The sequence below is a fragment of the Geodermatophilus bullaregiensis genome, assembly GCF_016907675.1.
In the GTDB taxonomy this organism is placed as follows: domain Bacteria; phylum Actinomycetota; class Actinomycetes; order Mycobacteriales; family Geodermatophilaceae; genus Geodermatophilus; species Geodermatophilus bullaregiensis.
In genome coordinates, this window is sequence record NZ_JAFBCJ010000001.1 from 3,335,062 (window position 1) to 3,359,747 (window position 24,686).

At 74.6% G+C, this 24,686-nt stretch carries 25 protein-coding genes, 1 tRNA gene and 2 pseudogenes; 13 read left to right on the plus strand and 15 right to left on the minus strand.

Features of this window, described 5'->3' with window-relative positions; all coding sequences use genetic code 11:
• Window positions 1-101 precede the first annotated feature (101 nt).
• A complete protein-coding gene (gene pdxH, locus JOD57_RS15805) occupies window positions 102-749 on the plus strand; it encodes a pyridoxamine 5'-phosphate oxidase (RefSeq protein ID WP_204692885.1) in 648 nt (215 codons plus the stop codon).
• On the plus strand, window positions 746-2,098 hold the full coding sequence (locus JOD57_RS15810) for an MFS transporter (RefSeq protein ID WP_204692886.1): 1,353 nt from the start codon (window positions 746-748) through the stop codon (window positions 2,096-2,098). The genes pdxH and JOD57_RS15810 overlap by 4 nt, the downstream gene beginning before the upstream one ends.
• An 11-nt stretch (window positions 2,099-2,109) precedes the next feature.
• On the opposite strand, the gene JOD57_RS15815 is transcribed toward JOD57_RS15810, so the two are convergent.
• Window positions 2,110-2,544 (minus strand): organic hydroperoxide resistance protein, encoded by a 435-nt coding sequence (locus JOD57_RS15815; RefSeq protein WP_204692887.1) that lies wholly within the window; start codon window positions 2,542-2,544, stop codon window positions 2,110-2,112.
• 11 nt (window positions 2,545-2,555) lie between these two features.
• Window positions 2,556-3,233 carry a UdgX family uracil-DNA binding protein gene (locus JOD57_RS15820; RefSeq protein WP_204692888.1) on the minus strand — a complete coding sequence of 226 codons (678 nt, stop codon included), beginning with the start codon at window positions 3,231-3,233 and terminating at the stop codon, window positions 2,556-2,558.
• Between the two features lie 164 nt (window positions 3,234-3,397).
• Between JOD57_RS15820 and JOD57_RS15825 the strand changes: the two genes are divergently transcribed.
• From JOD57_RS15825 to JOD57_RS15835, 3 genes are all read left to right on the plus strand, one after another.
• Complete coding sequence (locus JOD57_RS15825; RefSeq protein ID WP_204692889.1) at window positions 3,398-4,327, plus strand: ABC transporter ATP-binding protein; 930 nt, start codon at window positions 3,398-3,400, stop codon at window positions 4,325-4,327.
• The gene (locus JOD57_RS15830) at window positions 4,324-5,514 is read left to right on the plus strand and encodes an ABC transporter permease (protein ID WP_204692890.1); all 1,191 of its coding nucleotides are present in this window, start codon (window positions 4,324-4,326) and stop codon (window positions 5,512-5,514) included. Before JOD57_RS15825 ends, JOD57_RS15830 begins: the two co-directional genes overlap by 4 nt.
• A gap of 102 nt (window positions 5,515-5,616) precedes the next feature.
• Window positions 5,617-6,477, plus strand: coding sequence for a tetratricopeptide repeat protein (locus JOD57_RS15835; protein ID WP_204692891.1), 861 nt, complete (start codon window positions 5,617-5,619; stop codon window positions 6,475-6,477).
• Between the two features lie 20 nt (window positions 6,478-6,497).
• Here JOD57_RS15835 and JOD57_RS15840 read toward each other — a convergent pair whose 3' ends face one another.
• Complete coding sequence (locus JOD57_RS15840; RefSeq protein WP_204692892.1) at window positions 6,498-7,406, minus strand: SMP-30/gluconolactonase/LRE family protein; 909 nt, start codon at window positions 7,404-7,406, stop codon at window positions 6,498-6,500.
• A gap of 20 nt (window positions 7,407-7,426) precedes the next feature.
• Window positions 7,427-8,356: a glycosyltransferase gene (locus JOD57_RS15845; RefSeq protein WP_204692893.1), complete on the minus strand. Its 930-nt coding sequence runs from the start codon at window positions 8,354-8,356 to the stop codon at window positions 7,427-7,429.
• Between the two features lie 66 nt (window positions 8,357-8,422).
• Between JOD57_RS15845 and JOD57_RS15850 the strand changes: the two genes are divergently transcribed.
• Window positions 8,423-9,502 (plus strand): inositol monophosphatase family protein, encoded by a 1,080-nt coding sequence (locus JOD57_RS15850; RefSeq protein WP_307824723.1) that lies wholly within the window; start codon window positions 8,423-8,425, stop codon window positions 9,500-9,502.
• Here JOD57_RS15850 and JOD57_RS15855 read toward each other — a convergent pair.
• Window positions 9,499-10,887, minus strand: coding sequence for a ferredoxin--NADP reductase domain-containing protein (locus JOD57_RS15855; protein WP_204692894.1), 1,389 nt, complete (start codon window positions 10,885-10,887; stop codon window positions 9,499-9,501). The genes JOD57_RS15850 and JOD57_RS15855 overlap by 4 nt on opposite strands.
• An 83-nt stretch (window positions 10,888-10,970) precedes the next feature.
• Here JOD57_RS15855 and JOD57_RS15860 point away from each other — a divergent pair, with 83 nt between their 5' ends.
• On the plus strand, window positions 10,971-11,282 hold the full coding sequence (locus tag JOD57_RS15860) for a putative quinol monooxygenase (RefSeq protein ID WP_204692895.1): 312 nt from the start codon (window positions 10,971-10,973) through the stop codon (window positions 11,280-11,282).
• A 48-nt stretch (window positions 11,283-11,330) separates the two neighbouring features.
• Here JOD57_RS15860 and JOD57_RS15865 read toward each other — a convergent pair whose 3' ends face one another.
• The 4 genes from JOD57_RS15865 to JOD57_RS15880 all read right to left on the minus strand — a co-directional run bounded on the left by JOD57_RS15865 (window position 11,331) and on the right by JOD57_RS15880 (window position 14,319).
• Window positions 11,331-12,140 (minus strand): Fpg/Nei family DNA glycosylase, encoded by an 810-nt coding sequence (locus JOD57_RS15865; protein ID WP_204692896.1) that lies wholly within the window; start codon window positions 12,138-12,140, stop codon window positions 11,331-11,333.
• Window positions 12,133-13,506 (minus strand): cryptochrome/photolyase family protein, encoded by a 1,374-nt coding sequence (locus JOD57_RS15870; protein ID WP_204692897.1) that lies wholly within the window; start codon window positions 13,504-13,506, stop codon window positions 12,133-12,135. Before JOD57_RS15870 ends, JOD57_RS15865 begins: the two co-directional genes overlap by 8 nt.
• Before the next feature lie 51 nt (window positions 13,507-13,557).
• The gene (locus tag JOD57_RS15875) at window positions 13,558-13,878 is read right to left on the minus strand and encodes a GNAT family N-acetyltransferase (RefSeq protein WP_204692898.1); all 321 of its coding nucleotides are present in this window, start codon (window positions 13,876-13,878) and stop codon (window positions 13,558-13,560) included.
• Window positions 13,879-14,022: 144 nt separating this feature from the next.
• A complete protein-coding gene (locus tag JOD57_RS15880) occupies window positions 14,023-14,319 on the minus strand; it encodes a hypothetical protein (RefSeq protein WP_204692899.1) in 297 nt (98 codons plus the stop codon).
• Between the two features lie 202 nt (window positions 14,320-14,521).
• Here JOD57_RS15880 and JOD57_RS15885 point away from each other — a divergent pair, with 202 nt between their 5' ends.
• Together JOD57_RS15885 and JOD57_RS15890 are read left to right on the plus strand one after the other, a co-directional pair.
• Window positions 14,522-15,640 (plus strand): NDMA-dependent alcohol dehydrogenase, encoded by a 1,119-nt coding sequence (locus tag JOD57_RS15885; protein ID WP_204692900.1) that lies wholly within the window; start codon window positions 14,522-14,524, stop codon window positions 15,638-15,640.
• Between the two features lie 220 nt (window positions 15,641-15,860).
• Window positions 15,861-16,490: a hypothetical protein gene (locus tag JOD57_RS15890; RefSeq protein WP_204692901.1), complete on the plus strand. Its 630-nt coding sequence runs from the start codon at window positions 15,861-15,863 to the stop codon at window positions 16,488-16,490.
• Between the two features lie 442 nt (window positions 16,491-16,932).
• Here JOD57_RS15890 and JOD57_RS15895 read toward each other — a convergent pair whose 3' ends face one another.
• The 6 genes and pseudogenes from JOD57_RS15895 to JOD57_RS15920 form a co-directional block, all read right to left on the minus strand.
• Window positions 16,933-17,478, minus strand: a complete 546-nt coding sequence (locus JOD57_RS15895) for a hypothetical protein (RefSeq protein WP_204692902.1) — start codon at window positions 17,476-17,478, stop codon at window positions 16,933-16,935.
• Window positions 17,479-17,972: 494 nt separating this feature from the next.
• Window positions 17,973-18,052, minus strand: a tRNA-Arg gene (locus JOD57_RS15900).
• Between the two features lie 496 nt (window positions 18,053-18,548).
• Window positions 18,549-19,979: a M28 family peptidase gene (locus JOD57_RS15905; RefSeq protein WP_307824724.1), complete on the minus strand. Its 1,431-nt coding sequence runs from the start codon at window positions 19,977-19,979 to the stop codon at window positions 18,549-18,551.
• Between the two features lie 11 nt (window positions 19,980-19,990).
• Window positions 19,991-20,221: a hypothetical protein gene (locus JOD57_RS15910; protein WP_204692903.1), complete on the minus strand. Its 231-nt coding sequence runs from the start codon at window positions 20,219-20,221 to the stop codon at window positions 19,991-19,993.
• Between the two features lie 106 nt (window positions 20,222-20,327).
• A pseudogene (locus JOD57_RS15915) lies at window positions 20,328-20,525 on the minus strand (transposase); the annotation flags it as partial.
• A 615-nt stretch (window positions 20,526-21,140) separates the two neighbouring features.
• Window positions 21,141-21,995 (minus strand): MBL fold metallo-hydrolase, encoded by an 855-nt coding sequence (locus tag JOD57_RS15920; protein ID WP_204692905.1) that lies wholly within the window; start codon window positions 21,993-21,995, stop codon window positions 21,141-21,143.
• Between the two features lie 190 nt (window positions 21,996-22,185).
• Between JOD57_RS15920 and JOD57_RS15925 the strand changes: the two genes are divergently transcribed.
• The 4 genes and pseudogenes from JOD57_RS15925 (at window position 22,186) to JOD57_RS15935 (ending at window position 24,574) form a co-directional block, all read left to right on the plus strand.
• A complete protein-coding gene (locus tag JOD57_RS15925) occupies window positions 22,186-22,443 on the plus strand; it encodes a transposase (protein WP_204692906.1) in 258 nt (85 codons plus the stop codon).
• Between the two features lie 224 nt (window positions 22,444-22,667).
• Window positions 22,668-22,799: pseudogene (locus JOD57_RS25500) on the plus strand (transposase); the annotation flags it as partial.
• Window positions 22,800-23,115: 316 nt separating this feature from the next.
• Window positions 23,116-24,042, plus strand: coding sequence for an FUSC family protein (locus tag JOD57_RS15930; RefSeq protein WP_239573223.1), 927 nt, complete (start codon window positions 23,116-23,118; stop codon window positions 24,040-24,042).
• A gap of 322 nt (window positions 24,043-24,364) precedes the next feature.
• Window positions 24,365-24,574, plus strand: coding sequence for a helix-turn-helix transcriptional regulator (locus JOD57_RS15935; protein ID WP_204692907.1), 210 nt, complete (start codon window positions 24,365-24,367; stop codon window positions 24,572-24,574).
• Window positions 24,575-24,686 lie beyond the last annotated feature (112 nt).

A 24,686-nucleotide genomic window follows, 5' to 3' on the forward strand; every position in this document is an offset into this window, starting at 1 on the left:
CCCCGGAACAGGCGGGGCCGCCGCCCGGCGGGAACCGTCCGGGGCCGTCCCCGGGGCGGGCGCCGCGCGCCGGGGGCGGTCGGCGGTGTCAGCATGGCGGGGTGCCCGACCTCTCCCGCATGCGCAGGGACTACGACCGCCCGGGCCTGCGCGAGGAGGACCTCGCGCCCTCCTGGCTCGAGCAGTTCGACCGCTGGTTCCGCGACGTCGTCGCCGCGGACGTGCCCGACCCCAACGCGGTCGTGGTCGCCACCGCCGACGCCGACGGCGCCCCCGACGCCCGGATCGTGCTGCTCAAGGGCTACGACGAGGAGGGGTTCGTCTTCGGCACCAGCTACGCATCGGCGAAGGGCGCGCAGCTCGCGGCCAACCCGCGCGCGGCGCTGGTCTTCCCCTGGCACGCGCTGCAGCGCCAGGTGCGGGTGACCGGCCGGGTCGAGCGCGTCGGCGACACCGCCTCCGACGACCTGTGGGACCCGCGCCCGCGCGAGGCCCAGCTGGCCGCCGTCGCCTCGCTGCAGTCCACGGTCGTCGACTCGCGGGAGGAGCTCGAGACGCGGGTCCGCCTGCTCGACGAGGGGACGCCGACCGAGAAGGTGCCGCGGCCGCCGACCTGGGGCGGCTACCGGGTGGTGCCCGGGAGCATCGAGTTCTGGCAGGGCGGCCCGGGACGGCTGCACGACCGGCTGCGCTTCGTCCGCGACGACGAGGAGGGCGGCGGCTGGGTGCTGCAGCGGCTGGCCCCGTGAGCGGTCCCGCCGGCGAGCCACCGCCCGGCGACCCACCCGCCCGCGAGCCGCCGCCCGCCGACCCGGCCGAGGGCGTGGCGGAGGTGCCCGCGCCGGTCCGCCGCCGCGGCTGGGCGATCGACACCAGCCCGCTGCGCAACCCCGGCTACCGCCGGCTGTTCTGGGGCGTGACGGCCACGATGATCGGCCAGCAGATGACGCTGGTCGCCGTCCCGTTCCAGGTCTACGCGCTCACCCGCGACTCGCTGCTGGTCGGCGTCACGTCGATCGTGGCGCTGGTCCCGCTGGTCGTCTTCGGCCTGCTCGGCGGGTCGATCGCCGACGCCATGGACCGGCGCACGCTGATGGTCGTCACCGGCGCCGGGTCGGCGGTGACCAGCGCGCTGCTGGCCGCCCAGGCGCTGCTGCCCGGCGGCGGGAACCTGTGGCTGCTCTGGGTGCTGGCCGCCGCCGTCTCCGGCTTCACCGCGGTCAACCAGCCCGCCCGCAGCGCCGTCATCCCCGCGCTGGTCGGCCCGGAGGGGGTGCCGGCGGCCAACGCGCTGGCGATGACCGTCCGGCAGGCCGGGGTCATCGTCGGGCCGCTGCTGGCCGGCGTCCTCATCGGCGCCGGCGACCTGTTCCTGGCCTACGTCGTCGACGCGGTCACCCTCGCCGTCGCCGTCGTCCTGCTGCGCGGCCTGCCGCCGCTGCCGCCGGGCGGGCGGACGGGGCCGCTGCGCCTGGGCGCCGCCGTCCGCGGGGTGGGTGAGGGCTTCGCCTTCCTGCGCACCCAGCCGGTGCTGCTGATGACCTTCGTCGTCGACGTGATCGCCATGCTCTTCGCCTGGCCGCAGGCGGTGTTCCCGGAGCTCTCCGAGGGCCGCTACGCCGGGTCGCCCAACAGCCTGGGCTGGCTCTACGCCGGGATCTCGATCGGCGCGCTGCTGATGGGGCTGACCTCGGGGTGGGTGTCGCGGGTCGACCGGCAGGGCGCGGTGGTGCTGGCCGCGATCGTCGTGTGGGGCCTGGCGATCGTCGGGTTCGGGCTGGCGCCGACCCTGTGGCTGGCCGTCCTCTGCCTGGCGGTGGCCGGCGCCGGCGACATGGTCAGCGCCGTCCTGCGCTCGTCGATGCTGCAGACGGCGGCGCCCGACGAGATGCGCGGCCGCATGCAGGGGGTGTTCCTCGTCGTGGTCGCCGGCGGGCCCCGGCTGGGCGACCTGCGCGCCGGGGCGGTGGCCAGCGCCGCCGGGGTGGGCGTGGCGATGGTCTCCGGCGGCGTCGTCATCGTGCTCGCCATGGCGGTGGTGGCGCTGCTGGTGCCCTCGTTCCTGCACTTCCGGGCCTCGCGGGTGGTGGCGCGCTGACCCCTGGGCGCTCAGGTCCCGGGCGCCACGTGCAGGCCGACCTCGACGTTGCCCGTCGTCGCGCGCGAGTAGGGGCAGATCGTGTGGGTGCGCTCCATCAGCGCCCGCGCCTGCTCCTCGTCCAGACCCGGCAGGTGCCCGGTGAGGTCCACGGCCAGACCGAAGTCGCCGGCCTCCCCGCGCAGGAAGTGCACCTGCGCGGTGACCGAGGACCCCTCCAGCGCCGCGGGGGACAGGCCCAGCGGCTTGAGCGCGAAGCGCATCGCGCTGTGGAAGCAGGCCGAGTAGCCGGCGGCGAACAGCTGCTCGGGATTGGTCCCCGGGCCGCCGTCGCCACCCATCTCCGCGGGACGGGACAGCGCCAGCTCCAGCCGCCCGTCGGAGGAGGCGACCTCCCCGGTGCGGGCTCCGGTGGCGGTTGCCTCGGCGGTGTAGACCGGCTCCACGTCGTCTCCTCTCAGGCCAGGGCGCCGGCGACGACGCGCAGGTCGGCGACGAGCGCGTCGTAGGCCTTGGGACGGTCCTCCTCGGGCACCCGCAGCACCGCCGAGGGGTGCGCGGTGGCCAGCATCCAGGTCTGCGCGGGCGCGTCCTCGTCGGCCTCGTCGTCCCCGGCCTCCGCGCTCGCGACACCCGGCGGCGTCCACGGCATGAGCCTGCCGCGCTCCTTGGTGATCCGGAACGACGGCGAGATGAGCGCCTTGGCCGCCGTCGCCCCCAGGCAGACGACGACCTCGGGCTTGAGCACCTCGAACTCCGCCTCCAGCCACGGCCGGCAGGCCCGGATGTGCTCGGCGCCCGGCGACTGGTGGATCCGCCGCTTCGGCGTCGGCGTGAACCGGAAGTGCTTGACGGCGTTGGTCACGTACGCGTCCCTGCGCTCGATGCCGGCCTCGGCCAGCGCCCGGTCGAGCAGCCGCCCGGCCGGGCCGACGAACGGCTCGCCCCTGCGGTCCTCCTGGTCGCCCGGCTGCTCACCGACGAAGACGATCCGCGCCGTCTCCGGGCCCTCGCCGAACACCGTCTGCGTGGCCGGCTCCCACAGCTCGCAGGCCCGGCAGCCGGCCGCCGCGGCACGCAGCCCGTCGAGCCCGACGCCGTGGGGCGGGGAGGCGGGCACGTTCTCCTGGCTCATGTCCCGATGACACCGCAGGTCGGCCGGGCGCGCGAGGTGGGGACGTGGCCGGCGGCCGGGCACGCCGGGTCTCGCTGCGGTCCCGATTCGTTCCGGATCCTGTCGTGGCCGCTGCCACGACCGATAGCGTCGGCGGCGCACGGGGGTCAGCGGACGGAGGGGTAGTGCTCGAGTTCGACGGGCTCCACAAGAGCTACGGCGACCACCACGTGCTGGAGGGTGTCGGCTTCACCGTCGCCCCCGGCTCGATGTTCGGCTTCTGCGGCGCGAACGGCGCCGGGAAGACGACGACCATGCGCATCGCGATGGGCCTGGCCCGCGCCGACGCCGGCGAGGTCCGGTGGCGCGGGCGGCCGCTGGACGAGGAGATGCGGCGGCGCATCGGCTACATGCCGGAGGAGCGCGGGCTCTACCCGAAGATGCGGGTGGGGGAGCAGCTGACCTACTTCGCCCGGCTGCACGGCCTCGACGCCGCGGCGGCCGCCCGCGCGGCCGAGGAGTGGGCCGGCCGGCTGGGCCTGGGCGAGCGCCGCCGCTCCCGGGTCGAGGAGCTGTCCCTGGGCAACCAGCAGCGGGTCCAGCTCGCCGCCGCCCTGGTCAGCCGGCCCGAGGTGCTCATCCTCGACGAGCCGTTCTCCGGTCTGGACCCGGTCGGCGTGGACTCGCTGGCCGAGGCGCTGCTCGAGCAGTGCCGCGCCGGGGTGCCGGTCGTGTTCTCCAGCCACCAGCTGGACCTCGTCGAGCGGCTGTGCGACGCCGTCGGCATCCTCGCCCGCGGCCGGATGGTGGCCAGCGGCACGGTCGAGGACCTGCGCCGCCGCGATGCCGGCCGGGTGCTGCGGGTCGTCGCCCCCGAGGCCGGCCCGGGCTGGGCCGGCGCCGTCCCCGGCGTGCGCGTCGTCTCCGAGCGGGCCGGCGACACGCTGCTCGAGCTCGCCGACGGCACCGACGACCAGGCCGTCCTGGCCGCCGCGCTGCGCACCGGCCGGGTCACCCACTTCGCCTGGCGCGAGGCCACCCTGGTCGAGCTGTTCCGCGAGGCCGTCGCCGACCCGGCGCAGCAGCCCGCCCAGCGGGCGGAGGTGGCCGCGTGACCGCCTCCGGCAGCCCGCTCGGCAGCGGCGCCCTGGTCCGCCTGGTCGCCGCCCGCGAGGTCTCCACCCGGCTGCGCGACAAGACCTTCCTCGTCGGCTCGGCGGTGATGCTCCTGCTCATCGTCGGCCTCCTCGCCTTCCAGGTCGTCGTCAACTCCGGCAGTGACGACAGCCGCATCGGCGTGACCGGGGACGCCGGCCGGCTCGGCCCGGCGCTGCAGGCCCAGGGGGAGGTCCTCGGCCTCGACGTCACCGTCGTCGAGCTCGGGGACGACGCCGCCGCGCGCACCGCCGTCGAGGACGAGGACGTCGACGCCGCCGTGCTCGGCGGCACCGGCGCCGACCCCGAGCTGGTGCTGCGCGAGTCCGACCCGACGCTGGAGGCGCTGGCCTCCGGCGCGGTCGGGGCGGTGGCCCTCGACGGCGTGCTGGCCGAGGCCGGCGTCGACCCCGGCGACCTGCCGCAGGTGACGGTGACCGCGCTGGACGAGGACTCCGCAGCGGCCGGGCAGCGCACCGTCGTGGCGATCGTCGGCGTGGTGATGCTCTACAGCCTGATCATCCTGTTCGGCCAGTTCGTGGCCCAGGGCGTGGTCGAGGAGAAGTCGAGCCGGGTGGTGGAGCTGCTGCTGGCCACCATGCGGCCCTGGCACCTGCTCGCGGGCAAGATCCTCGGTCTGGGCGCGCTGGGGCTGGCGCAGATCGCGCTGATCGCCGTCATCGGCGTCACCGGTGCGCTGGCCCTCGACGTCGTCGACGTGCCCGGCGACCTGATCGGCACCGTGGCCTGGGTGCTGTTCTGGTTCGTGCTCGGCTACGCCCTGTTCGCGTCGCTGTTCGCCGTCGCCGCGTCGCTGGTCAGCCGGCAGGAGGACCTCGGCAGCGTCCTCACGCCGGCCTCGCTGGTGCTGATCGTCGGCTTCCTCATCGCCGTCCAGGCGGCGAGCAGCCCGTCCGGGACGCTCGCGGTGGTCACCTCGTTCGTGCCGGGGTTCTCGCCGATGGTCATGCCGGTGCGGCAGGCGGCCGGCGACGTGGCGCTCTGGGAGGTCGGCGTCGCCGTCCTGCTGATGCTGGTGGCCGTCGCGCTGGTGATCCGGCTGGGCGGTCGGGTGTACTCCGGTGCCCTGCTGCGGACCAGCGGCAAGACCAGGCTGAAGGACGCGCTGCGGGCCGGACGGGCCTGAACCCGGCGGGGGACACCCGCGAGGAGCACCGCCGGACACGTTGGGGTGACCTCACCCCGACGGAGGGCGTGCGCCCAGGTCAGGCCGGTGATCATCGGCGTCATGACCGAGGACCTGGACGCGCGCCTCTGGCGGCTGCAGGCCTCCGAGGACGCCGACGAGCTCATCGAGCTGGGCTGCGACCTCGCCGACGCGGACCGGCACACCGACGCGGAGTGGTGCTTCCGCCGGGCGGCCGCGCTCGGGGACGCCACCGGCTACTACGACCTGGGCAACAGCCTCGCCGCGCAGGAGCGCTGGTCCGAGGCCGTGGACGCCTACGAGGTCGCGCTGGCCGGTGGCGAACCCGACGCGTGGCGCAACCTCGGGCTGGTGCTCGAGCAGCTCGGTGACCTCGCGGGGGCGATGGCCGCCTACCGCGGTGCCGCCGACGCCGGCGACACCGAGGGCGGGCTGCAGCTGGCGTTCCTCCTGCGCGAGCAGGGGGAGCGGGAGGAGGCCCTCGAGGTCGCCCGCCGGCTCGCCGCCGCCGGGGACGACGAGGCCGACGCCGTCGTCGCCTGCTGGGAGTGGTGCGCCACGCTCGACCCGGCGCTGGAGCCGCGGCTGCGCGCGGGGGCCGTCCACTTCGCGGCCGCCCGCGCCGACCTCGCCGCCCTGCTGCTGCAGACCGGCCGCCCCGAGGAGGCCCGCGCGGTGCTCGAGCGCGGCGCCAAGCTCGGCGAGCAGGTGGCCTGGCTGCCGCTGGGCAACCTCTACCGGGAGGAGCTCGGCGACGACGAGGCCGCCGAGGAGGCCTACCGGGCCGGCATCGCGGCCGGCGACGTGTACTGCCACCACAACCTCGGGGTGCTGCTCGCCGAGCGTGGTGACCTCGCCGGTGCCGCCGAGGAGTTCCAGCGGGGCGCCGACGCCGGCGACCAGCTGGCCGCCGCCGCGCTGCAGCTGCTCCAGGAGAGCTGAGGAGGACCCGCCCCGTCCACCTACGACGGGCGCAGGCCGGCCAGGGGGCCGCGGTAGGGCTGCGCCGGCGGACCGGTGACGCCCGGGCGCACGGTGAACAGCCGGCCGGCCTCGGGCTCGTCGCCCCCGCCGTGCGACGTGCTGATCACCAGCAGGTCGCGCCCGGGCCCGGCGAAGGCGCAGCTGGACGTGTGGGCCACCGGCACCTCGACGACGGCGAGCAGATCGCCGTCCGGTGACCAGCGGCGCACCTGCCCGCCGCCCCACATCGCCGTCCAGAGGCAGCCCTCGTCGTCGACGGTGAGCCCGTCGGCCACGCCGTCGGGGCCGCCGGTCTCGAGCAGCACCCGGCCGTCGGTGAACGCCCCGCTCCCCGGGTCGTAGCGGTGGGCGTGCACCAGCCCGGGGCCGGAGTCGGCCAGGTAGACGGTGCGCTCGTCGGGTGACCAGCCCAGGCCGTTGGAGACGGTGAGCCCGTCGAGCACGGTGGTGACGGTGCCGTCGGTGCCGAGCCGGTAGAGCGTGCCGGCGCCGGGGCGCTCGTCGAAGGCCATGGTCCCGGCGAAGAAGCGCCCCGCCCGGTCGCAGGCGCCGTCGTTCATGCGGGTGCCGCCGTCGGCCTCGCTCCCGCCCTCGGGGGGGAGGTCCACCAGCACCCGCGCGGTGCCGTCCACGGCCACGTGCGTGAACCCGCCGCCGGCCGCGGCCAGCCAGCCGCCGGCCGCGGCGGGGGCGACGACGCCCACGGTGTCCCCGACGCGCGCCGAGCCGGTCTCGGTCAGCTCGCCGGCGGCGTCGACGGTGGCCCGCCGCAGCAGACCGGCGGAGATGTCGACCCAGAGCAGCTCGGCCCGGTCGGCGTCCCAGACGGGGCCCTCCCCGTGGTCGGCGGGGGAGGGGGCGGCGGGTTCGGCGCGCAGCGTCAGCACGCGGGGAGGGTGCCCGCTGCTCAGCCCGCGTGCACCTCGACGTCGCGGCGCACGCGGTCGAGCCAGGCGGTCAGCCGCGCGCCGTTCCAGGGACGGTGCCGGCGCGCGGCTCCGGCCAGCAGCCCGCGCGGCAGCTCGAGCGTGGCCAGCGCGATGCCGGCCGCACCGGGCAGGTCGCCGTCGCGCAGGTGGCGGCCGACCGAGCGGACCCGCCGGCCGAGGAAGGCCGTCGTCGCGCGGACCGGCCGGGGCTCGTGCTGGGGCACCAGCACCTGGACGGTCCGGGCGTAGTGCCACTCGCGCAGCAGGACCGCCCGGGCGGTGCGGCCGTCCTTGGGGTGCCGGAAGACGGTGTCGGGCACGCGCAGCAGCAGGTGCCCCGCCGCGCGCAGCCGGGAGGAGGCGTCGCGGTCCTCGTTGTAGAAGAAGTACAGCGGGTCGAAGCCCCCGGCGGCGAGGAACTCCTCCCGGCGGACGAGCAGCGCGGTGCCGGCGAGCTCGCCGACGGCGACGGGCGGTCCGGGCGGGTCGTCGTCCTCCCCGGGCCCGTGCACGGCCGGCGCGGCCCACACCGCTGCGGGCTCGGCGTCGAGGACCCCGGCCAGCCGGCGCAGCATGCAGGGGTCGGGCTCGCCGTCGGAGTTCACCAGCGCCACGTAGCGGCCGCCGCAGGCGTCCAGCGCGAGGTCCATGGCCCGGGCGAAGCCGAGGTTGCGCCGCGAGGTCAGCACCCGCCGGTCGGCGTCGGGGTAGCGGGCCCGCAGCTGCTCGCGGGCGGCGGCGGAGGTCCGCGGCAGGGCCGCGTTCTCCACCAGCAGGGCGCGGCCGCGCCAGCCCGGGCCGGTGGCGGCCGCGACCGCCGCGTGGTGGCGGACCAGCAGGTCCGGCGGCTCCCGGTGGACGAGGAACACCACGTCGACGTCGTCGAGGCCGGTGCGGGGGTCGGGCACCCCGGCGCCCTACCCCGCCCGGGGGCCTACCGTGCGGGGGGACGACGGGGCAGGGAGCGGGGGACCGTGGGCGAGACGGGCACGATGCGGGTCGCCGCGTCCGGAGAGGACCTCTGGACCGCCGCCGAGCTGCTGGGGATGAGCCCGGCCGCGCTGGCCCCCGAGCTGCTCGACCCCGGCGCCCGGCTGCTGGTGGGCGACGGCGCGGCCGCGCACCTGCGCCGGCGCTGGACCGACGAGGGCATCACCGAGGCCGTCGTCGTCCACCGGTCCACGCACGTCACCGGGCGCACCGCGCTGCTCGCCGTCGCCTCGGCGTGGGGCTGCTCGCAGGTGCGCGACGCCGGCACCGGACGGGTCGTGGAGGTCGCGCCGCCGCCGGCCGGCGCCCCGCTGGCCGACCGGTTCGGGCACCTCGCCGCGCTGGCGGCCACGCAGGTGGAGGTGGCCGTCGCGCTGGCCCGCGACAGCGGACGCGACCGGGTCAAGGCCGACGGCAGCTGGTCGCTGGCCGCCGACGAGGCCGCGCACGACGCCGCGGCCGAGGTGATGGCCGAGCTCGGGGTCACCGTGCTGTCGGAGGAGCGCGCCGACCTGACCGTGCCCGGCGACGAGCCCTGGGTGGTGCTCGACCCGCTCGACGGCACCGGCAACTTCCGCGCCGGCCTGCCGCCGTGGGCGTTCTCCGCGGCGCTGGTGCACCACGGCCGCGCGGTGGCCGGGCTGGTGGTCGACCTGTCGTCGGGCCGGCGCTGGGCCGGGGCCGGGGAGGCCGGTGCCTGGCGGGACGGCGTGCCGGCGCGGGTGCGCCCCGGGAGCACGCTCGTCGCGCCCACGGCACCGACGGGCCGCGGCGTCCTCGTGCCCAGCACCGCCCGCCGGGTCCGGGTGACCGGCTGCACCGCCGTCGACGTCTGCCTGGTCGCCGACGGCTCGGCCGGCGCCTGGCACAACCTCGACCGCGGTGGCACGCACGTGCACGACGTCGCCGGCGGGCTGGCCGTGCTCGCCGCGGCCGGCGGGGTGGCGCTCACCGCCGACGGCGCACCGCTGCGGCTGGAGCCCGACACCGAGACGCTCATCCGCTTCGCCGCCGCGGCGACGGGCGACGCCGCGCGGGAGCTGATCTCCGCGGTGCCCGCCTAGCGCGCGGCGGCCGCCCGGACCGCGGCGAGCAGCGCCTCGCGCTCGTGCAGCGTCGTCCGCGCCCGCCCGCGGGTGGCGCCGAGGGCGACCTCGGCGGCGTCGATGGCCCGCCAGTCCTCCAGCAGCACCGGCTCGGCACCGCGGGCCTGCAGGGTGTGCACCAGGTCGTCGCGGTCCCCGTGCGGGCCGATGACGCCGGCCTCGGCGTCGGCCAGCAGCGCGGCGACGGTCTCCCGGGCGTCGTGCTTGTTGGTGCCGACGACGCCGGTGGGCCCGCGCTTGATCCAGCCGGCCACGTACTCGCCGGCGGAGGCGGTGCCGTCGCGCAGCACCCGGCCGTCGTCGTTCGGGACGGTGCCGGTGCGCGGGTCGACCGGCAGCCCGGGCAGGCCCTCGCCGCGGTAGCCGACGGAGCGGACGACGAGGTCGGCCGGCAGTACCTCGGTCTCGCCGGTGCCCACCGCGCGGCCCTCGTCGTCGACCGCCGTCCGCTCGACCTCGACGCCGGTGACCCGGTCGGTGCCGAGGATGCGCACCGGGCGGCGGTAGAAGCGCAGGGTCAGGCGGGTGCGGCCGGGCGGGGCGGTGTTGGCCGCGTACTGGCGGAGGACGTCGACGTTGCGGGCGACCAGCCGGTCCGGCGGCCGGGGCTCGTCCTCGCCGGGCAGGTCGGCCGGGTCCACCAGCACCGTGGCCTCGGCCAGCTCACCGAGCTCGTCGAGCTCCTTGGTGGTGAAGGTCGCCTGCACCGGGCCCCGCCGGCCGAGCACGGTGACCTCCTCGACCGCCGTCGCGGCGAGGGTGTCGAGGACGTGCTGGGGCATGTCGGTGGGCTCGAGCTCCTGCGGCGCGCGGCACAGCACCCGGGCGACGTCGAGGGCCACGTTGCCGACCCCGACGACGACGGCCCGGCGGACACCGACCAGCGCCGTCTCCACCCGCGCCCGGTCGGCGTCGGGGTGCCCGCAGTACCAGGCCACCAGGTCGGTGGCGGCGAGGCTGCCGGTCAGCTGCTCGCCCTCGATGGACAGCGGCCGGTCGAGCGCGGCGCCGTAGGTGTAGACGACGGCGTCGACGTGCGCCCGCAGCTCCTCGAGGGAGACGTCGGTGCCGATCTCGACGTTGCCGACGAAGCGGACGCCGGGGTCGTCCAGCGCCCGGTGCAGGGTGTCGCGGATCGCCCGCATCTTCGGGTGGTCGGGGGCGATGCCGTGCCGGACCAGGCCGAACGGGGTGGGCAGCCGGTCGAGCAGGTCGACGGTGACCGGGACCGGTGCGCGGCCGACCAGCGCCTCGGCGGTGTAGATGCCGGCCGGCCCGGCGCCGACCACGGCCACGCGCAGGGGACGGCCGCCGGCCGGGGTCAGAGCGCCGTCGTCCGCCACGACTGGCATCCTGGCCCCGCCGGGCGGTCGTGCGCCAGGTCACCACCCGGCCCACCCGCCGCCCGCAGCAGAGGGGACCCCCTGTGTCCGTCGTCGTCGTCGCCACCATCAGTCCCAGGCCCGAGCACGCCGACGAGGTCCGTCAGGCGGTGCTCGAGGCGGTGCCGCGGGTCCACGAGGAGCCCGGCTGCGAGCGCTACTCGCTGCACCAGGGCCGCGACGGAGCCCTGGTGATGGTGGAGAAGTGGGAGAGCCCCGAGGCGCTGGCCGCGCACGGCAAGGCCGAGGCGCTGACGGCGCTGTCGGGCCGCCTCGAGGGCAAGCTCACCGGGGCGCCGTCGGTCACCGTGCTGGACGCGGTCCCCGCCGGCGACCCCGCCAAGGGCGCGCTGTAGGCCGGGCCGTCCCCGTCGAGACCACGTGATCCCGGACGCGGGGCTGCGCTAGGCGGCCTGGCAGACGGGGCACCTGTAGAGGTTGCGGCCGACCATCTCCGCCGTCCGCACCTCGGTGCCGCAGATCCGGCAGGGCAGGCCGGTGCGCCGGTAGACGTAGTGCGCGTCCTCCCGGCGGACGGCGCCCGAGCGCCGGGACCGGTCGGCCGGGTTCGTGGTGACGATCCGGCCCAGCCGGACGCCGGCGCGCAGGAGCACGACCAGGTCGTCCCACAGCGCCTGCCACTCGTCGGCGCCGACGTCGCGGCCCGGCCGAAACGGGGAGATGCGGTGCCGGAAGAGGATCTCGGCGCGGTAGACGTTGCCCACGCCGGCCAGCACCGACTGGTCCATGAGCAGCGCGCCGACCGCCGTCCGGCTGCGGCCGACCCGCGCGTAGGACAGCGGGCCGCCGCGGCGGGTGCGCAGCGGGTCGGGACCGAGCCGGTCGAGGATGGCGTCGACCTCGGGCTGGGTGAGGACGTCGCACGCCGTCGCCCCGCGCAGGTCGGTCCACACGCCGCCGCCGTCCGGGCCCTCGGCCGTCCACCGCATGCGCAGCGCGCCGCGCGGGGCCGGCGGGTCGCCGAGACCGGTCGTGTAGGTGCCGTAGAGGCCCAGGTGCACGTGCAGGGTGTCGGGGCCGAAGCAGGCGAACAGGTGCTTGCCGTAGCTGGTGACCTCGTCGACCACCCGCCCGTCGAGCAGGGCGGCGCCCGCGGCGAAGCGGCCCTGCGGGCTGGTCACGTGCACCGGCCGGCCGGCGAACAGCGCCGACTGCTCCCGGGCCAGCCGGAAGAGGGTGTGGCCCTCAGGCACCCCGCACCGCCTGGTAGCGGGCCAGCGCCACCTGTCGCTCCTCGGCGTGGTCGACGATCGGCGCCGGGTAGCCCTCCGGCGGCCCGCCGGGCGCGGTCCACGGCTCGTGCACGTACCGGTCGGGGACGTCGCGCAGCTCCGGGATCCAGCGCCGCACGTAGGCGCCGTCGGGGTCGAACTGCTGGCCCTGCCGCGTCGGGTTGAACACCCGGTAGTACGGCGAGGGGTCGGTGCCGGTGCCGGCCACCCACTGCCAGCCGTGGTGGTTGCTGGCCAGGTCGCCGTCGACGAGGTGGTCGAGGAAGTAGCGGGCGCCGCGCCGCCAGTCGACGTGCAGGTCCTTGACCAGGAACGACGCGACGACCATCCGCACCCGGTTGTGCACGTAGGCCTCGCCGTGCAGCTGGCGCATCCCGGCGTCGACGATCGGGTAGCCGGTGCGGCCCTGCGCCCACGCGGCGAAGTGCTCGTCGGCGACCGGGCCGGTGTCGTACTCCATCGCCGTCATCTGCGGGTTGAACGGCTCCCGGGCGGTCTCCGGGCGGTGCCAGAGGACGTCGGCGTAGAAGTCGCGCCAGATGAGCTCGCCGACGAACTTGTCCACCGCTTCGGAGTGGTCCTCGCCGAGCCGCTGCGCCTCGGCGGACAGGGTCCGCGGGTGCACGGTGCCGTACTTGAGGTGCGCCGACAGGCGGCTGGTGCCGTCGGCGCCGGGGGTGTTGCGGGCCGACGCGTAGCCGAGCAGCCGCTGGTCGCGGAACTGTGCCCACGCGTCGCGGCCGGCACGCTCGCCGGCCGCGGGCAGGACCGTGCCGCCGAGGTCCTGCGCCGGCGGCAGGTCACCGGGCGCGAGGCCCGCGGCCCAGGGGACGTCGTCCGGGCGCGGTGCCGGCCCGTGCAGCCCGCGCGCCCGCCAGGCCCGGGCGAAGGGGGAGTAGACCTTGAACGGCGTGCCGTCGTCCTTGGTCAGCCGCCCCGGTGTGACGCCGTAGGGCGAGCCGGTGCGCACGAGGGCAACCCCGCCCAGCGCCTGCTCCACGGCCGTGTCGCGGGCCCGGCCGTAGACGCCGGCGTCCGCGGAGACGTGCACGCTCCCCGCGCCGGTCTCGCGCACGAGGTCGGGCACGAGGCGTGCCGGGTCGCCGGAGCGGATGACCAGCGCCCCGCCGGTCTGCTCGCGCAGGTCGGCCAGGCAGTTCCGCAGGAACTCCCGGCGGGGCGGGCCGGAGGGCTCCCACAGCCGGGGGTCGACGACGAAGAGGGGCACGACCGTGCCCTCCGGGCCGGCGGCCTCGCAGGCGGCGAGCAGTGCGGGGTGGTCGCTCAACCGGAGGTCTCGGCGGAACCAGACGAGGGCGGGGGGCACCAGCGCCACGGTAGGCAACGTGGCGGGGCGCCGCAGGTCAGCGCCCGGTGCTCAGTGGTCGGCGGTGGCCAGGCCGAAGTGCGGCTTGTCGTCGTCCGTGACCAGGTCCAGCGTCTCGGGGTGCTGCTGGATGTAGTGGCGGACGAACGAGCAGTACGGGAGGACGTGCAGTCCGCGCTCGCGGGCGGCCTCCAGGACGCCGCTGACGAGCGCCTTGCCGAGGCCGCGGCCACCCATGCTCGGGTCGACCTCGGTGTGCGGCAGGGTCATCAGGCCGTTCTCGACGTGGTAGCTCGCCAACCCGACGACACGGTCGCCGACCCGCACCTCGAAGCGTCCCCGTTCTGGGACGTCGACCACCGTGGTCTCCATCGTTGCGTTCCCACCTCCGCAGGTCCCGCGGCGCCGTTGCCGCGGGTACGACGTGCATCTGGAACGGTAACGCCTCGCAGCCCCTGGAGTTTCCCTCCGCGGGCGGGTGTCACCCGCAGGTCGCACGGCCGGGGGCCGTCCGGCTCAGGGGCGCGGGTTGCTCCGCGTCCAGCCGCGGTCGTCCCGGCGGGCCCCCTGGGCGGCCCGGCAGCGCCGGCACACGGCCTGCACCTCCTCGGCGTGCCGGCCCGACTCCGGCTGGACGTCGGCCCAGCTCACGTGCGGGAAGCGGGTCAGCCGGGACCTGCTCAGCGACAGCCCGCAGACCGTCTCGTTGCGCCCGCGCTCCCACGCGTGGACCTCACCGGCGGGATAGCGGATCCCGTCGTCGGGGTCGACCCACTGCCCCCCGGCCGCGACCGCGGCGCTGCGCACTGCCATGGGGAGCCGGTACCCCACCGGCCCGCGATCCTCCCGGCCCGCGACCCTCCGGCCCGGCGCCGTCGGTGCGCGGTCCCTTGTCCGGAGGCGCCGCTGCTGGCACGTTCGCCGGGTGCGGGTTCGTGGGACGAACGCGGCCGGAGCCGGACGGCGTCGTCCCCGCCCGGCGCCCGCGAGATCCCGACCCCGGTGAGGAGCCCACGTGAAGACCCGCAGCGCAGTCCTGCACGCACAGCCCGGCGAGTACGAGCTGACCGAGGTGGACCTCGACGGGCCCCGCCGGGGCGAGCTGCTGGTCAAGATGGTCGCCGCGGGGCTCTGCCACACCGACGACCACGTCGCCGTGGGCGACTCCCCGGCCTTCCGGCTCCCGATCGCCGGCGGGCACGAGGGAGCCGGCGTCGTCGTCGGCGTCGGCCCCGAGACCCCGGGGTGGGCCGAGGGCGACCACGTCGTGCTCAGCTTCATCGCCGTCTGCGGGCAGTGCCGGATGTGCTCGACCGGACGGCAGAACCTCTGCGACCTCGGGGCCCGGCTCTTCACCGGGGCGCGGCTCGACGACCCCACGAGCTTCCGGATCTCCTACCAGGGCAGGCCGGTGGTCCAGCACTCCGGCGTCTCGGCGTTCAGCGAGCACACGGTCGTCGACGCCCGGTCGGTGGTGAGGATCGACCGCGACGTGCCGCTGGAGAAGGCCGCGCTGGTCAGCTGCGGCGTGGCCACGGGATGGGGATCGGTCACCAACATGTCCGATGCGCAGGCCGGCGACGTGGTCATCGTCATGGGTGTCGGCGGGGTCGGCGTCAACAGCGTGCAGGCCGCCCGCGCCATCGGCGCCCGCGCGGTCATCGCCGTCGACCCGGTGGAGTTCAAGCGGGAGACCGCCGAGCGGTTCGGGGCGACGCACACGACCGACTCCATGAAGGAGGCGACCGCCATCGCCCAGTCCATGACGAACGGGCAGGGCGCCGACGCGACCGTCGTCACCGTCGGCGTCGTGACCGGGGAGCACATCGCCGAGGCGGTGAACTCGATCCGGAAGGCCGGCACGGTCGTCCTCACCGGGACCGGGGGGATGCGGCAGGCGGGCATCCCGATCAACCCCACGATGTTCACGGTGTTCCAGAAGCGGCTCCAGGGGGCGCTCTTCGGCGGGTGCAACCCGCGGTGGGACATCCCCAACCTGCTGGCCCAGTACGCGGCCGGCACGCTGCAGCTCGACGCCCTCGTCACCCGGACCTACACCCTCGAGCAGGTGGCTCAGGGCTTCACCGACATGCGGGACGGCAGGAACGTCCGGGGGGTCGTCCTCTTCGACTGAGGGACCGCCGGGTCCCCCCTGCTTCGACGGCCCGGTCGGTGTCCGGTCGACGCCGGCCGGACCGGCCGACGGACCGCCGAACCGGTCCGGGTCGTCGCTGCCCACCTCCGGGCGGCCTGCGCCCCGCGCGAGGGCGTTGCCCCTGAGCCGCCCCCCGAGGACAGTCGGTCCGCGCGGCGACGCCGCTGGGGCACCGCCGCCTCGAGGGGGAGGCACCGGCATGTACACCCGATCGACCACCTTCCGCGGTGACCCGACGGCCATCGACGACGGGATCGCCTACGTCCGCGACGAGGTCATGCCCGCCGTCCAGCGGATGGACGGCTGCGTCGGGCTCTCCATGCTGGTCGACCGCCACACCGGCCGGTGCATCGTGACCACGTCCTGGGTCGACCCCGAGTCCATGCACCGCAGTGCCGAGGCCGTCCGGTCCGTCCGTGAGAAGGCGATCCGGACGGTCCGTGGCACGGACGACGAGATCGAGGTCGCCGAGTGGTCCGTCGCCGTGCTCCACCGCGTGCGCGAGGCCCCGCGGGGTGCCGCCACGCGCGTGATGTGGACGAAGGGCCCGATCGGCCGGATGGACCGCATCGTCGACGCCTTCCGCAGGAACATCGCCCCCCGCGTCGACGACCTGCCCGGCTTCTGCAGCGTGAGCCTCCTCGTCGACCACGGGACCGGCCGCTGCGCGACCGCCGCCACCTACGACAGCCGCCAGACCATGAACCGCGCGAGGGGTCAGGCCCAGGCGATGCGCGAGGAGTTCACCGAGCACATGGGCATGCGGGTCACCGAGGTGGCGGAGTTCGACCTCGTCCTCGCCCACCTGCGTGTCCCCGAGACCGTCTGACACCGGACGACGTGCGGCGGCTCACCCCGTCGCGCGGGCGTTCGGACAGGTCTCGGCCGAGACGCCGGGCACGGCACCCACCTGCGCTGCGCGGGGTGCTGACCCTTGCTCGGACCTGCGGCGCAGCACGCACCGGCGTGGAGTGCTCACACGGTCGGCGGCGAGTTGCCACAGCGGTGTGCGCGTTGGTTGCCAGGTGCTGGCCCGCGCTCGCACGCTGGTGGTCACTGGTGCCGGTCGCCTGACCACAGTGGGAGGCGTGAGCTGCAGCACTGTGCGCCTACGGTGCACGTTGGTCTCCAGCACGAGCCCTCAGCGCACATCGCCGCCGGCGTCGGCGGTCACGGCCGCCAACCGATCGGCACAACGCCGTCACGAGCTCGGCCAGCAGGCGACCCCCGTCGGCCGAGGAGTTCCACGGCGAGGGGACGTGCTGATCGGGTCAGCGACTGCACTCGGTACGCGCTGCTTCGTCGAGCGGGGCGGCGCCCGCTCCCGACGAGCGGGCGGCCAGGCCCGAGCCGGGGACTGCCGGCCGGCGCAGACCGACGCGACCGATGACGACCAGTCCCAGCATGGTGATGGCGAGGCCGAGCAGGCCTGCGGCGGCATCGACGGGGTCGGGCGTGTTGAGGACGGTCACCACCGACTCGACGAGGACGTTCACCAGCGCCAGGGCTCCGGCCCACGCCCACATTCGCCAGCGAGGGAGGTCCTCGAGCAGCACGCGTCCGCCCGCCACCAGCAGCAGGATGCTCGACAGAGCGAAGTTGCTCATGTGGGCGCGCACGAAGGCCCCGGCCGGCACCAGCTCCCACAGCTGCGCGGCGTCCGTGCGGGCGACCCCGTACGTGCCCATCAGCGACACCCAGGCCAGAACCACCAGGAACGCCGGCGTCGTGAGCTGGAACTCGAAGGTCCGTCGCTGCCGCGAGCCGGCGAGGCGAGCCGCGGGTCCGCGGAGACGGCGGCTGGTCGTCCTGGGCATGGGTGTCCCCCGTGTGCTTGCGGTGCTGTGGTCCTTCGTGGTCGGCCGGAGCATGCCCATGCTCCCGGTCGCGGCACCCGACAGGCGTCTGCCCGGGACCCTCGGCGCGCCCTGGCGGAGCTGAACCGCATGCGCCTCGAACAACGCTGCTCGGCCCGGCTGGCCGAGCTCCGCGACGGACCCGGGGGAGCCGACGGCCGGCTCGAGGCGGTGCTCACCACCTACGCGTTCGTCGAGCCTGCTCGGGTCGCTGCGCTGCGACCTCGAGCCGGCCTCGATGGCCAAGCCGCCCACCGGCCGCCGCCTGACCACCGACCCGACGGTGTCCACCCCGGCTGGCGCGCCGCCGAAGATCTGCGGGCAGCAGAAGTCCCGCGTGCAGCTGACCGAGCTGCCGTTCTGGCAGCCGCTGCCGCACGGCGCCGGCGGGGCCTTCCGCCGTCGTGCCGGCGGCCAACGGTCAGCCCCTTCCGGGACCGACGGTCAGCCGCTGGTGGTGCCCCCGGCAGGATTCGAACCTGCGACGCACGGTTCAGGAAACCGATCCAGGCGTGGTCCTGACCTGGGCTCCGGTCGCTCATTGTGGCTCTGACCTGCGGTGTTGTGCCGAGCTGGTGAGTGCTGTCGACGGCCCTTGACGAACATTCTGCTGACCGAGTGCTGACCAGATGTCCGCAAGCACGAGCAGCCGTGCGTCAGACCCCTCCGCCTGGGGACGCCGTGCCGATGCTGGAGGTGCCGCTTCCCACCCGGTGGCAGCCTTCCGCCTGTCTCGGTCGCCGGAAGGGCGCTCCGCGTCCCTGCGGGATGGGCCTCCGGCCCACCCTTCCCTCGCCCCGCGACAGCCGGAGGGGCGCCGGTTGTCGGGAAGCAGGCAGAGGTGTGGCCGCGCCCAACCGTCGAGACTCAGGACGCGGCCACTGACGCGTTCCTACGCACAGTCGGTCGCGGCCCAAGAGCATCGTCCACGCGTGGACAGACGCGGCTGCCCGGCCTGCTCGTAACCGTTGGATCCTGTGCGGGCCTCGGTCTCCGCGGTGGGGCCGGGCATCGGCCCCAGCGTGACCGCCTCAGTGCGGCTGTCTCGCCTCGGCGGCGTTGCTCGGGCCGTGTCCCTGGTCGACGGTGGCGGCGGGTACGGGCGCCATGGCGGCGAGTAGCCGCCGGCCCTCCTCCTCGAGGTCCAGGGGGGAGTTGGCGAAGCGCAGGGTCACGGCGGAGGCCGCGGCGGTCATCTCGTCCAGCGTCCGGTGGTCGATGTTGCTGAGGTCGTCGCACGACGCGTGGTAGCAGAAGTCGTAGCCGATGCCGGCCCGGCCGCCGAACAGCGCGGCCTGTTCCACGGTCTTGATCCCCTCGGCGCCGGTGAAGAGCCCGCCGGAGGCGATGCCCTCGGCGATGAACGGCCCGTAGTCGCTGCGGCCGCTGAACTCGGTCTCGCCCGAGGCCAGGCCCAGGGAGCCGAAGTGCTCGTGGAAGGCCGCCTCGATCGCGGCCGAGCCGGCCGGGGCGGGCACCGAGCCGTCGTCCGGGCCGAACGCCGAGGCGTCGCCGTCGTAGACGAAGCGGCCGTGGTTCGGGGAGCCGATCATGTCGAAGTTCAGGTACAGCGCGACGTTCCCCAGCGTCGCGGGATCGTTGGTCTTGAGGTCCGCGACGTAGTGGCGGGACCCGAGCAGGCCGAACTCCTCCGCGCCCCACCAGGCGAAGCGCACGGCGTTGGTGGTCTCCGTGCCCGCGAGCACCTCGGCGATGGCGAGGATCCCCGCGGAGCCGGAGGCGTTGTCGTTGATCCCGGGGCCCTGCGGGACGCTGTCCAGGTGCGCGCCGACCATGACCGTGCGCTCCGGGTCACCCGAGCGGGTCTGGGCGAGGACGTTGAAGGTCTCCCGGCTCTCGGAGACGGTCTGCGTGCTGACCGTCACCTCGCCCCCGCCCAGCAGGGCGACCCCGGCGGCGTAGCTCAGGCCGACCACGGGGACGGTCGTCACCCCCGGGTCGCCCAGGGTGCCGGCGACCGCCCCCTCCGCCCCGGGCAGTCCCGTGTTGAAGATCAGCACCGCGGACGCCCCGGCGGCCGCCGCGTTGGCGGCCTTCACCCCGAAGGCGCACGTGCCCCGCTGCAGCAGGGCGATGTTCCCCGGCACGAAGTCGGCGAAGTCCCCGGCCTGGCACCCGCTGGTGCTCGCGCCCTGCTCGCCGGTCGTTCCCACGGCCTGCACCGGTGCTGTCACGGTCCCGGAGCCGGAATAGGTCATGACCGCGACGTCCGCGGCGGCGAGCTGCCTGCCGCCCGCGCTGACCGTGGCCGGGCTGACCTCCTGGAAGAAGGGGAAGGAGAAGGTCTGGACCTGCGGGGCGTAGCCGGCGGCCCGCAACTTGCCGACCACGTAGTCGACGCTGCCCCGGTAGCCGGACGTGCCCGAGGCCCGGTTGCCGTTGTTGGCGTTGGCGATGGCCTGGAACACCTCGAGGTGCTCCAGCACCTTCCCGAGAGGCACGCCCGCCGCAGTCACAGCGACCACTCCGGCACGCTCGGCTTCGCAGCGGCGGGCCCGTCGGCAGAGACGATCAGAGACCAGCGGTCCGCTGCTGACTTGAACGCGGCTTGCTGACCGGGATTCAGTCCGCCAACAAAGCCTACCTCGATGTTGTAGCCGTGACCTTCGTTTGCCACCGTCATTCCTCCCTTGGTGATAGCACGGTCTCTGCTGTATCCATGCGGTGAGCAGTAGAAGGCCATCCTCGTCCCCCGTGCCCGGTCTGCGTCGTGATACAAAGCCTCCCGGGCGTGCGTCACCGGCGCGTCACCGGCACGTCACCGACTCGCCATCGCTTTGAATCTTGTCTCACGTGGAGAGCTTCTTGTAGCAGGTGAGCGTTGCGACCAGGGTGAGGAATGCGGTGAACAGCCGGGCGCAGGGCTCATAGCGCAGGGTCAGCCGGCGGAAGCCGGTCAGCCAGGCCGGAGAGCGCTCGATGACCCAGCGGTGCCGGCCCAGCCGATCGCTGGTCTCGATGCCGCGGCGGGCGATCCGTGGCGTGATCCCGGACATGATTGTGGCCGGGTTGTTGACCTACGCCGACCTACACCAGCAGGTCTCTGACCAGCGAATATAGCGCTGAGTGTGATTGACGGTCGTCGGGCGGAAGTGGGCGTCTTACGGACTATCTGCGGACTGAAGGCGGACCATCGACGGAGTCGGAGTACCGCCGCCAGGAGCGACGCCGCCCCGCAGCCGGCCGAGGACGCCGGCTGCAGCGGGCCGCCGGAAGGGCGCTGCGAGTCATTGCAGTGGAGTTCGATGCTGACCTGGTACCGGCCCGGGAGCTTGCCCGAGCCCTCGACCTCGTTGCCCGTCTTGTCGACCCGGGGGCCAACGTCTACACCCAGGGCTTCCGGCCCACGGAATGGGCGAGGTCTGAAGCCGTCATTACCATCGATCAGACCCAACTAACGCTCCATGGGGACTGCCTCAAAGCGGCCCACTATGGGGCGAGCCAATAACCTCATCCGATCATCCGATCATCCGATCATCCGATCATCCGATCACCCGATCACCCGATCACCCGATCGACGCGAGAAAGCGAGACCTGGGAACGCTGCCCGTGGGTAGGGGCAGGACGCAACCTCGAAGACACAGTCATCCGAGCGTCGCGGGCTACAGACGGACCCAGGTCCGCCCCTCGACTGGAAGCAACCGGCCAAAGACCGAGCCGCTGAAGTGGCCGGCAGCGCCGATCATGCGTTCGTCGCCATCCAACTCGGAGACGATGGCTTCCCTCGTCCTGGCCGCGGCGGCCGGATCGACGTCGGCGATGATCGCCATGTCCATCATCGTCAATTGCAGTGGGCAATGCACGACATCACCAAGGATGATCGCCCGCTCAGCCCCCGAAGAAACCACCACCGAGCAGTGCCCGGGTGTGTGACCGGGGCTGGCGAGTACGGTCACCCCCGGTGCAACGGCCCCCCCATCACGCATTGTCTCCAAGCGATCCCCGAGCGGTGACTGAACGGCGTCAGCATGTGGACCGAGGGCAGCCAGATCGGCGTTGGTGACGGACCGCCAGAACTCCAACTCCCCCTCGCCGGCCATGTACCGGGCGTTGGGGAAGGTCAACGCACCGTCCCGCGAGGTCCAGCCCACATGATCGAAGTGCATGTGGGTGAAGACGACGGTGTCGACATCCGCGGCCTGCACGCCGGCCCTCTCAAGGTTCTCGAGCAGCGAGCCGCCCCGGAAGAACGCCTCCAACGGAGGGAAGGGGGCGGTCATGTCACCGAACCCCAGGTCGATCACGATCTTGCGGTCGGCTACCTCGACGAGGAAGCCGCCCAGGGTCATGACGAGCTTCCCGTCCGCGTCCAGGAACTGTCGGTGCGCCTGCCATAGCGCCTCGTCCGAGGACGGGAACACCGCCGTCGCCGACCCCACGACGTCTCCATCCGGGATATAGGTGATCCGGATGTCCCCGACGTCGATGGACTCCAGCCGAGCCGGTCGTGCAGACATAGGCTTCTCCCGAGGCAAGCACCGCCCTGGGCCCTCTTGAAGGATTCCAGCGTAGGTAGGGCCTCGTCCCCACGGCAAGGTTCTGGCGTAGCACTGGTGCCCGTGACGACGAGGGAGGCCCCGACCACGGCAGTGTGGAGGACGCCGGACCGGGTCGACCGAAGACCGACCGGCTGGACGCCGTCTGGCTGTGCAAGGTGGCCGGCGGCAGCTGCTGCGACCGACCTTCGTGCCGCCACCGGCGATCCGGCAGCTGCGTCATCTGACCCGCTACCGGGTTGATCTGCTGGGCGTACGCACCGCGGAGAAGCAGCGGGTGGACGAGCTGCTCAAGGACTCCCTGATCAAGCTGTCTGTGGTGGTCAGTGACTCGTTCGGCGCTTCTGGGCGGGCGATCATGGCCGCGCTGATCGCCGCGAGCGGGCTCCCGCGGTGCTCGCCGATCTGACGCGCGGTTCGCTGCGCTCCAAGACCGCCCGGCTGACCGAGGCGCTGACCGGCCAGTTCACCGAGCACCACGCCTTCCTGCTCGCCCAGATGCTGCACCGCGTCGACGCGGCCACCGCCGACATCGCTACCGTGCAGGCCCGCATCGAGGCCCAGCTCGGCGAGCTCGGTCCCGCGGTCGCCAAGCTCGATGCGATCCCCGGAGTGGGACCGGTCGCCGCGCTAATGAACCTGGCCGAGATCGGCACCGACATGAGGCGCTTCCCGACCTCTGGCCATCTGGCCTCGTGGGTCCGCTTCGCGCCGGGGGTCAGCGAGTCCGCCGGCCGGCCGGAGGGCCACGCTAGCACCGAACACGGCAAGCCCCACCTGGCCCGGATCCTGGGCGAGAGTGCGGTCAGTGCCGGGCGCACCGAGACCTTCCTCGGCGAGCGCTACCGCTGCATCGCCCGCTGCCGCGGCAAGAACCGCGCCATCGTGGCGATCGGACGATCGATCCTCGTCATCGTCTGGGCGCTGCTCGCCGACGACGACGAACAGTTTGTCGACCTCGGCCCGGACTACTACGCCTCGCGCACCAACCCCGAACACAAGGTGCGCCACACGTCCGCGAGCTGCAGGCCCCGGTTACACGGTCACCCTCAACCCCGCGGCCCGACCGTGGACACCGGAGATGGCGTGGACGGTCGAGCAGCGCTGCTTCGAGCAGCTGACCGTCCTGCAGCCCTGGTGCGACGTCCTGCGCCAGGCCGTGGCGCTGGAGACCTCCCACGCCGGCGAGTTGGCCCGGCTGGAGGACCGGTCCCCGGACGCAGCTCACACCGCCCAGCGAGCCATGCAGCGGGTGCAGGCCGTCGACACCGTCCTCGCCGAGCAGACCGACCGCATCCGCGACGGCCTGCTCGCCGCCTGGGACGCCGAGCGCGGCACCGCCCGCGCTATAGCCCGGCTGGTGCTCGATGGGCCCGGCTGGTGGGGTCTCAAGCGCGCGCCCGTCGCCCGGGCCGGTGAGCAGCTGGCCGGTTGGGCCGATCGGTGGCGCCCGCATCTGCCCGGACTGCCCACCGACCCGGAGCAGCTCGCGCGGGTGGCCGACCGGTTCGACGACCGGCAAGCGCTGTGGCGGGCATTCCACGCCACCGCCCGCCGGGCCGCCGAACGGGAGCATCCCGAGCACGCCACACTGCACGCCGCCGCCGAGGCCGCCCGGCGGACCGGCGAGCAGGCCCGAGCCGCCCTGGCCGAGGCGCAGCGCTGCCGTGCCGAACGGCTCGACCCGCTCGGACCGCTGGCCTGGGCACCCGACCCGGCAGGGCGGCTGGCCGACGTCGAGCGATCAGTCGCCACCACCCGGCACGAGCTGGCCGCCGCCCGGACCCGCATCGCCGACCTGCAGGCGGACCCCGTGTTCGCAGGCCAGTTGCCCGACCGGCTCACCGCAGCCCGCGACGCCTGGCGCGCGCACCACGACGCCGACCGCCAGCAGCGCCGGGCCATCGCGCCGGGGCCGACCGGCTACCCCACACCTGTCCCGTGGCCCGAGTCCGAGCGCCACGGGCCACGGTCCGCGCGCGGTGTCACCCCGAGCCTCAGGCGGTGAGCGGGGTCGCTCCCCGGCCTGCTGTCGAGCCGGGTGAGCGGCCACGCAGGAGAACTGAAGGACGAGTGAAGGAGCTACCGACCTCCGCCAGGTCCCTGGTGAAGTCGGTTCCCTGCCGGAGGCCACCACCCGGCGCCGGCCCCCACGGCGGGCCGTCACATCGGCGGCTCCCATCTGCCGAGCCACCGGCCACAGGGGCCGAACCGGAGGAAAACGGAAGGTCGACCGGAGAAGTTGGCCGTGGGCTGTCACCACTGGCCGCGAAACGGCGCCTTCTCCAGGTGGACAGCCGCCCAGACCCGCCCAGCCCTCGGAGACAGCCATGACCGACCAGACCCCCGGCCCTGATCACACCGCCGAGCTGCTCACCATCGCCGAAGCAGCCCAGCTGCTGCGCGCCCCCGTCGCCACCCTCCGGTACTGGCGCCACCTGGGCACCGGACCGCACAGCTTCCGCCTCGGCCGCCGCGTCCTCTACCGCCGCGACGACCTGCATGCCTGGATCGATGCGCGGCGACCAGGGCGCGGCTGAGCGGAATCCGGCTCCAATGGTGCAGGTCGACGTCGGTGTCGAGCCGCGGACCCTCGTGCCAGGTCCTCGACCGCGCGAGGCTGGGCGCGCCTCGACGCGGACCGAGGCGTCC

Coding starts and splice junctions, on each gene's coding strand:
- JOD57_RS15820 (WP_204692888.1), bottom strand. CDS start 3,233: ATGAGCCAGGAGAACGTGCCCGCCTCCCCGCCCCACGGCGTCGGGCTC.
- JOD57_RS15835 (WP_204692891.1), top strand. CDS start 5,617: ATGACCGAGGACCTGGACGCGCGCCTCTGGCGGCTGCAGGCCTCCGAG.
- JOD57_RS15875 (WP_204692898.1), bottom strand. CDS start 13,878: ATGGAGACCACGGTGGTCGACGTCCCAGAACGGGGACGCTTCGAGGTG.
- JOD57_RS15880 (WP_204692899.1), bottom strand. CDS start 14,319: ATGGCAGTGCGCAGCGCCGCGGTCGCGGCCGGGGGGCAGTGGGTCGAC.
- JOD57_RS15890 (WP_204692901.1), top strand. CDS start 15,861: ATGTACACCCGATCGACCACCTTCCGCGGTGACCCGACGGCCATCGAC.
- JOD57_RS15895 (WP_204692902.1), bottom strand. CDS start 17,478: ATGCCCAGGACGACCAGCCGCCGTCTCCGCGGACCCGCGGCTCGCCTC.
- JOD57_RS15910 (WP_204692903.1), bottom strand. CDS start 20,221: ATGGCCTTCTACTGCTCACCGCATGGATACAGCAGAGACCGTGCTATC.
- JOD57_RS15920 (WP_204692905.1), bottom strand. CDS start 21,995: ATGTCTGCACGACCGGCTCGGCTGGAGTCCATCGACGTCGGGGACATC.
- JOD57_RS15930 (WP_239573223.1), top strand. CDS start 23,116: ATGGCGTGGACGGTCGAGCAGCGCTGCTTCGAGCAGCTGACCGTCCTG.
- JOD57_RS15935 (WP_204692907.1), top strand. CDS start 24,365: ATGACCGACCAGACCCCCGGCCCTGATCACACCGCCGAGCTGCTCACC.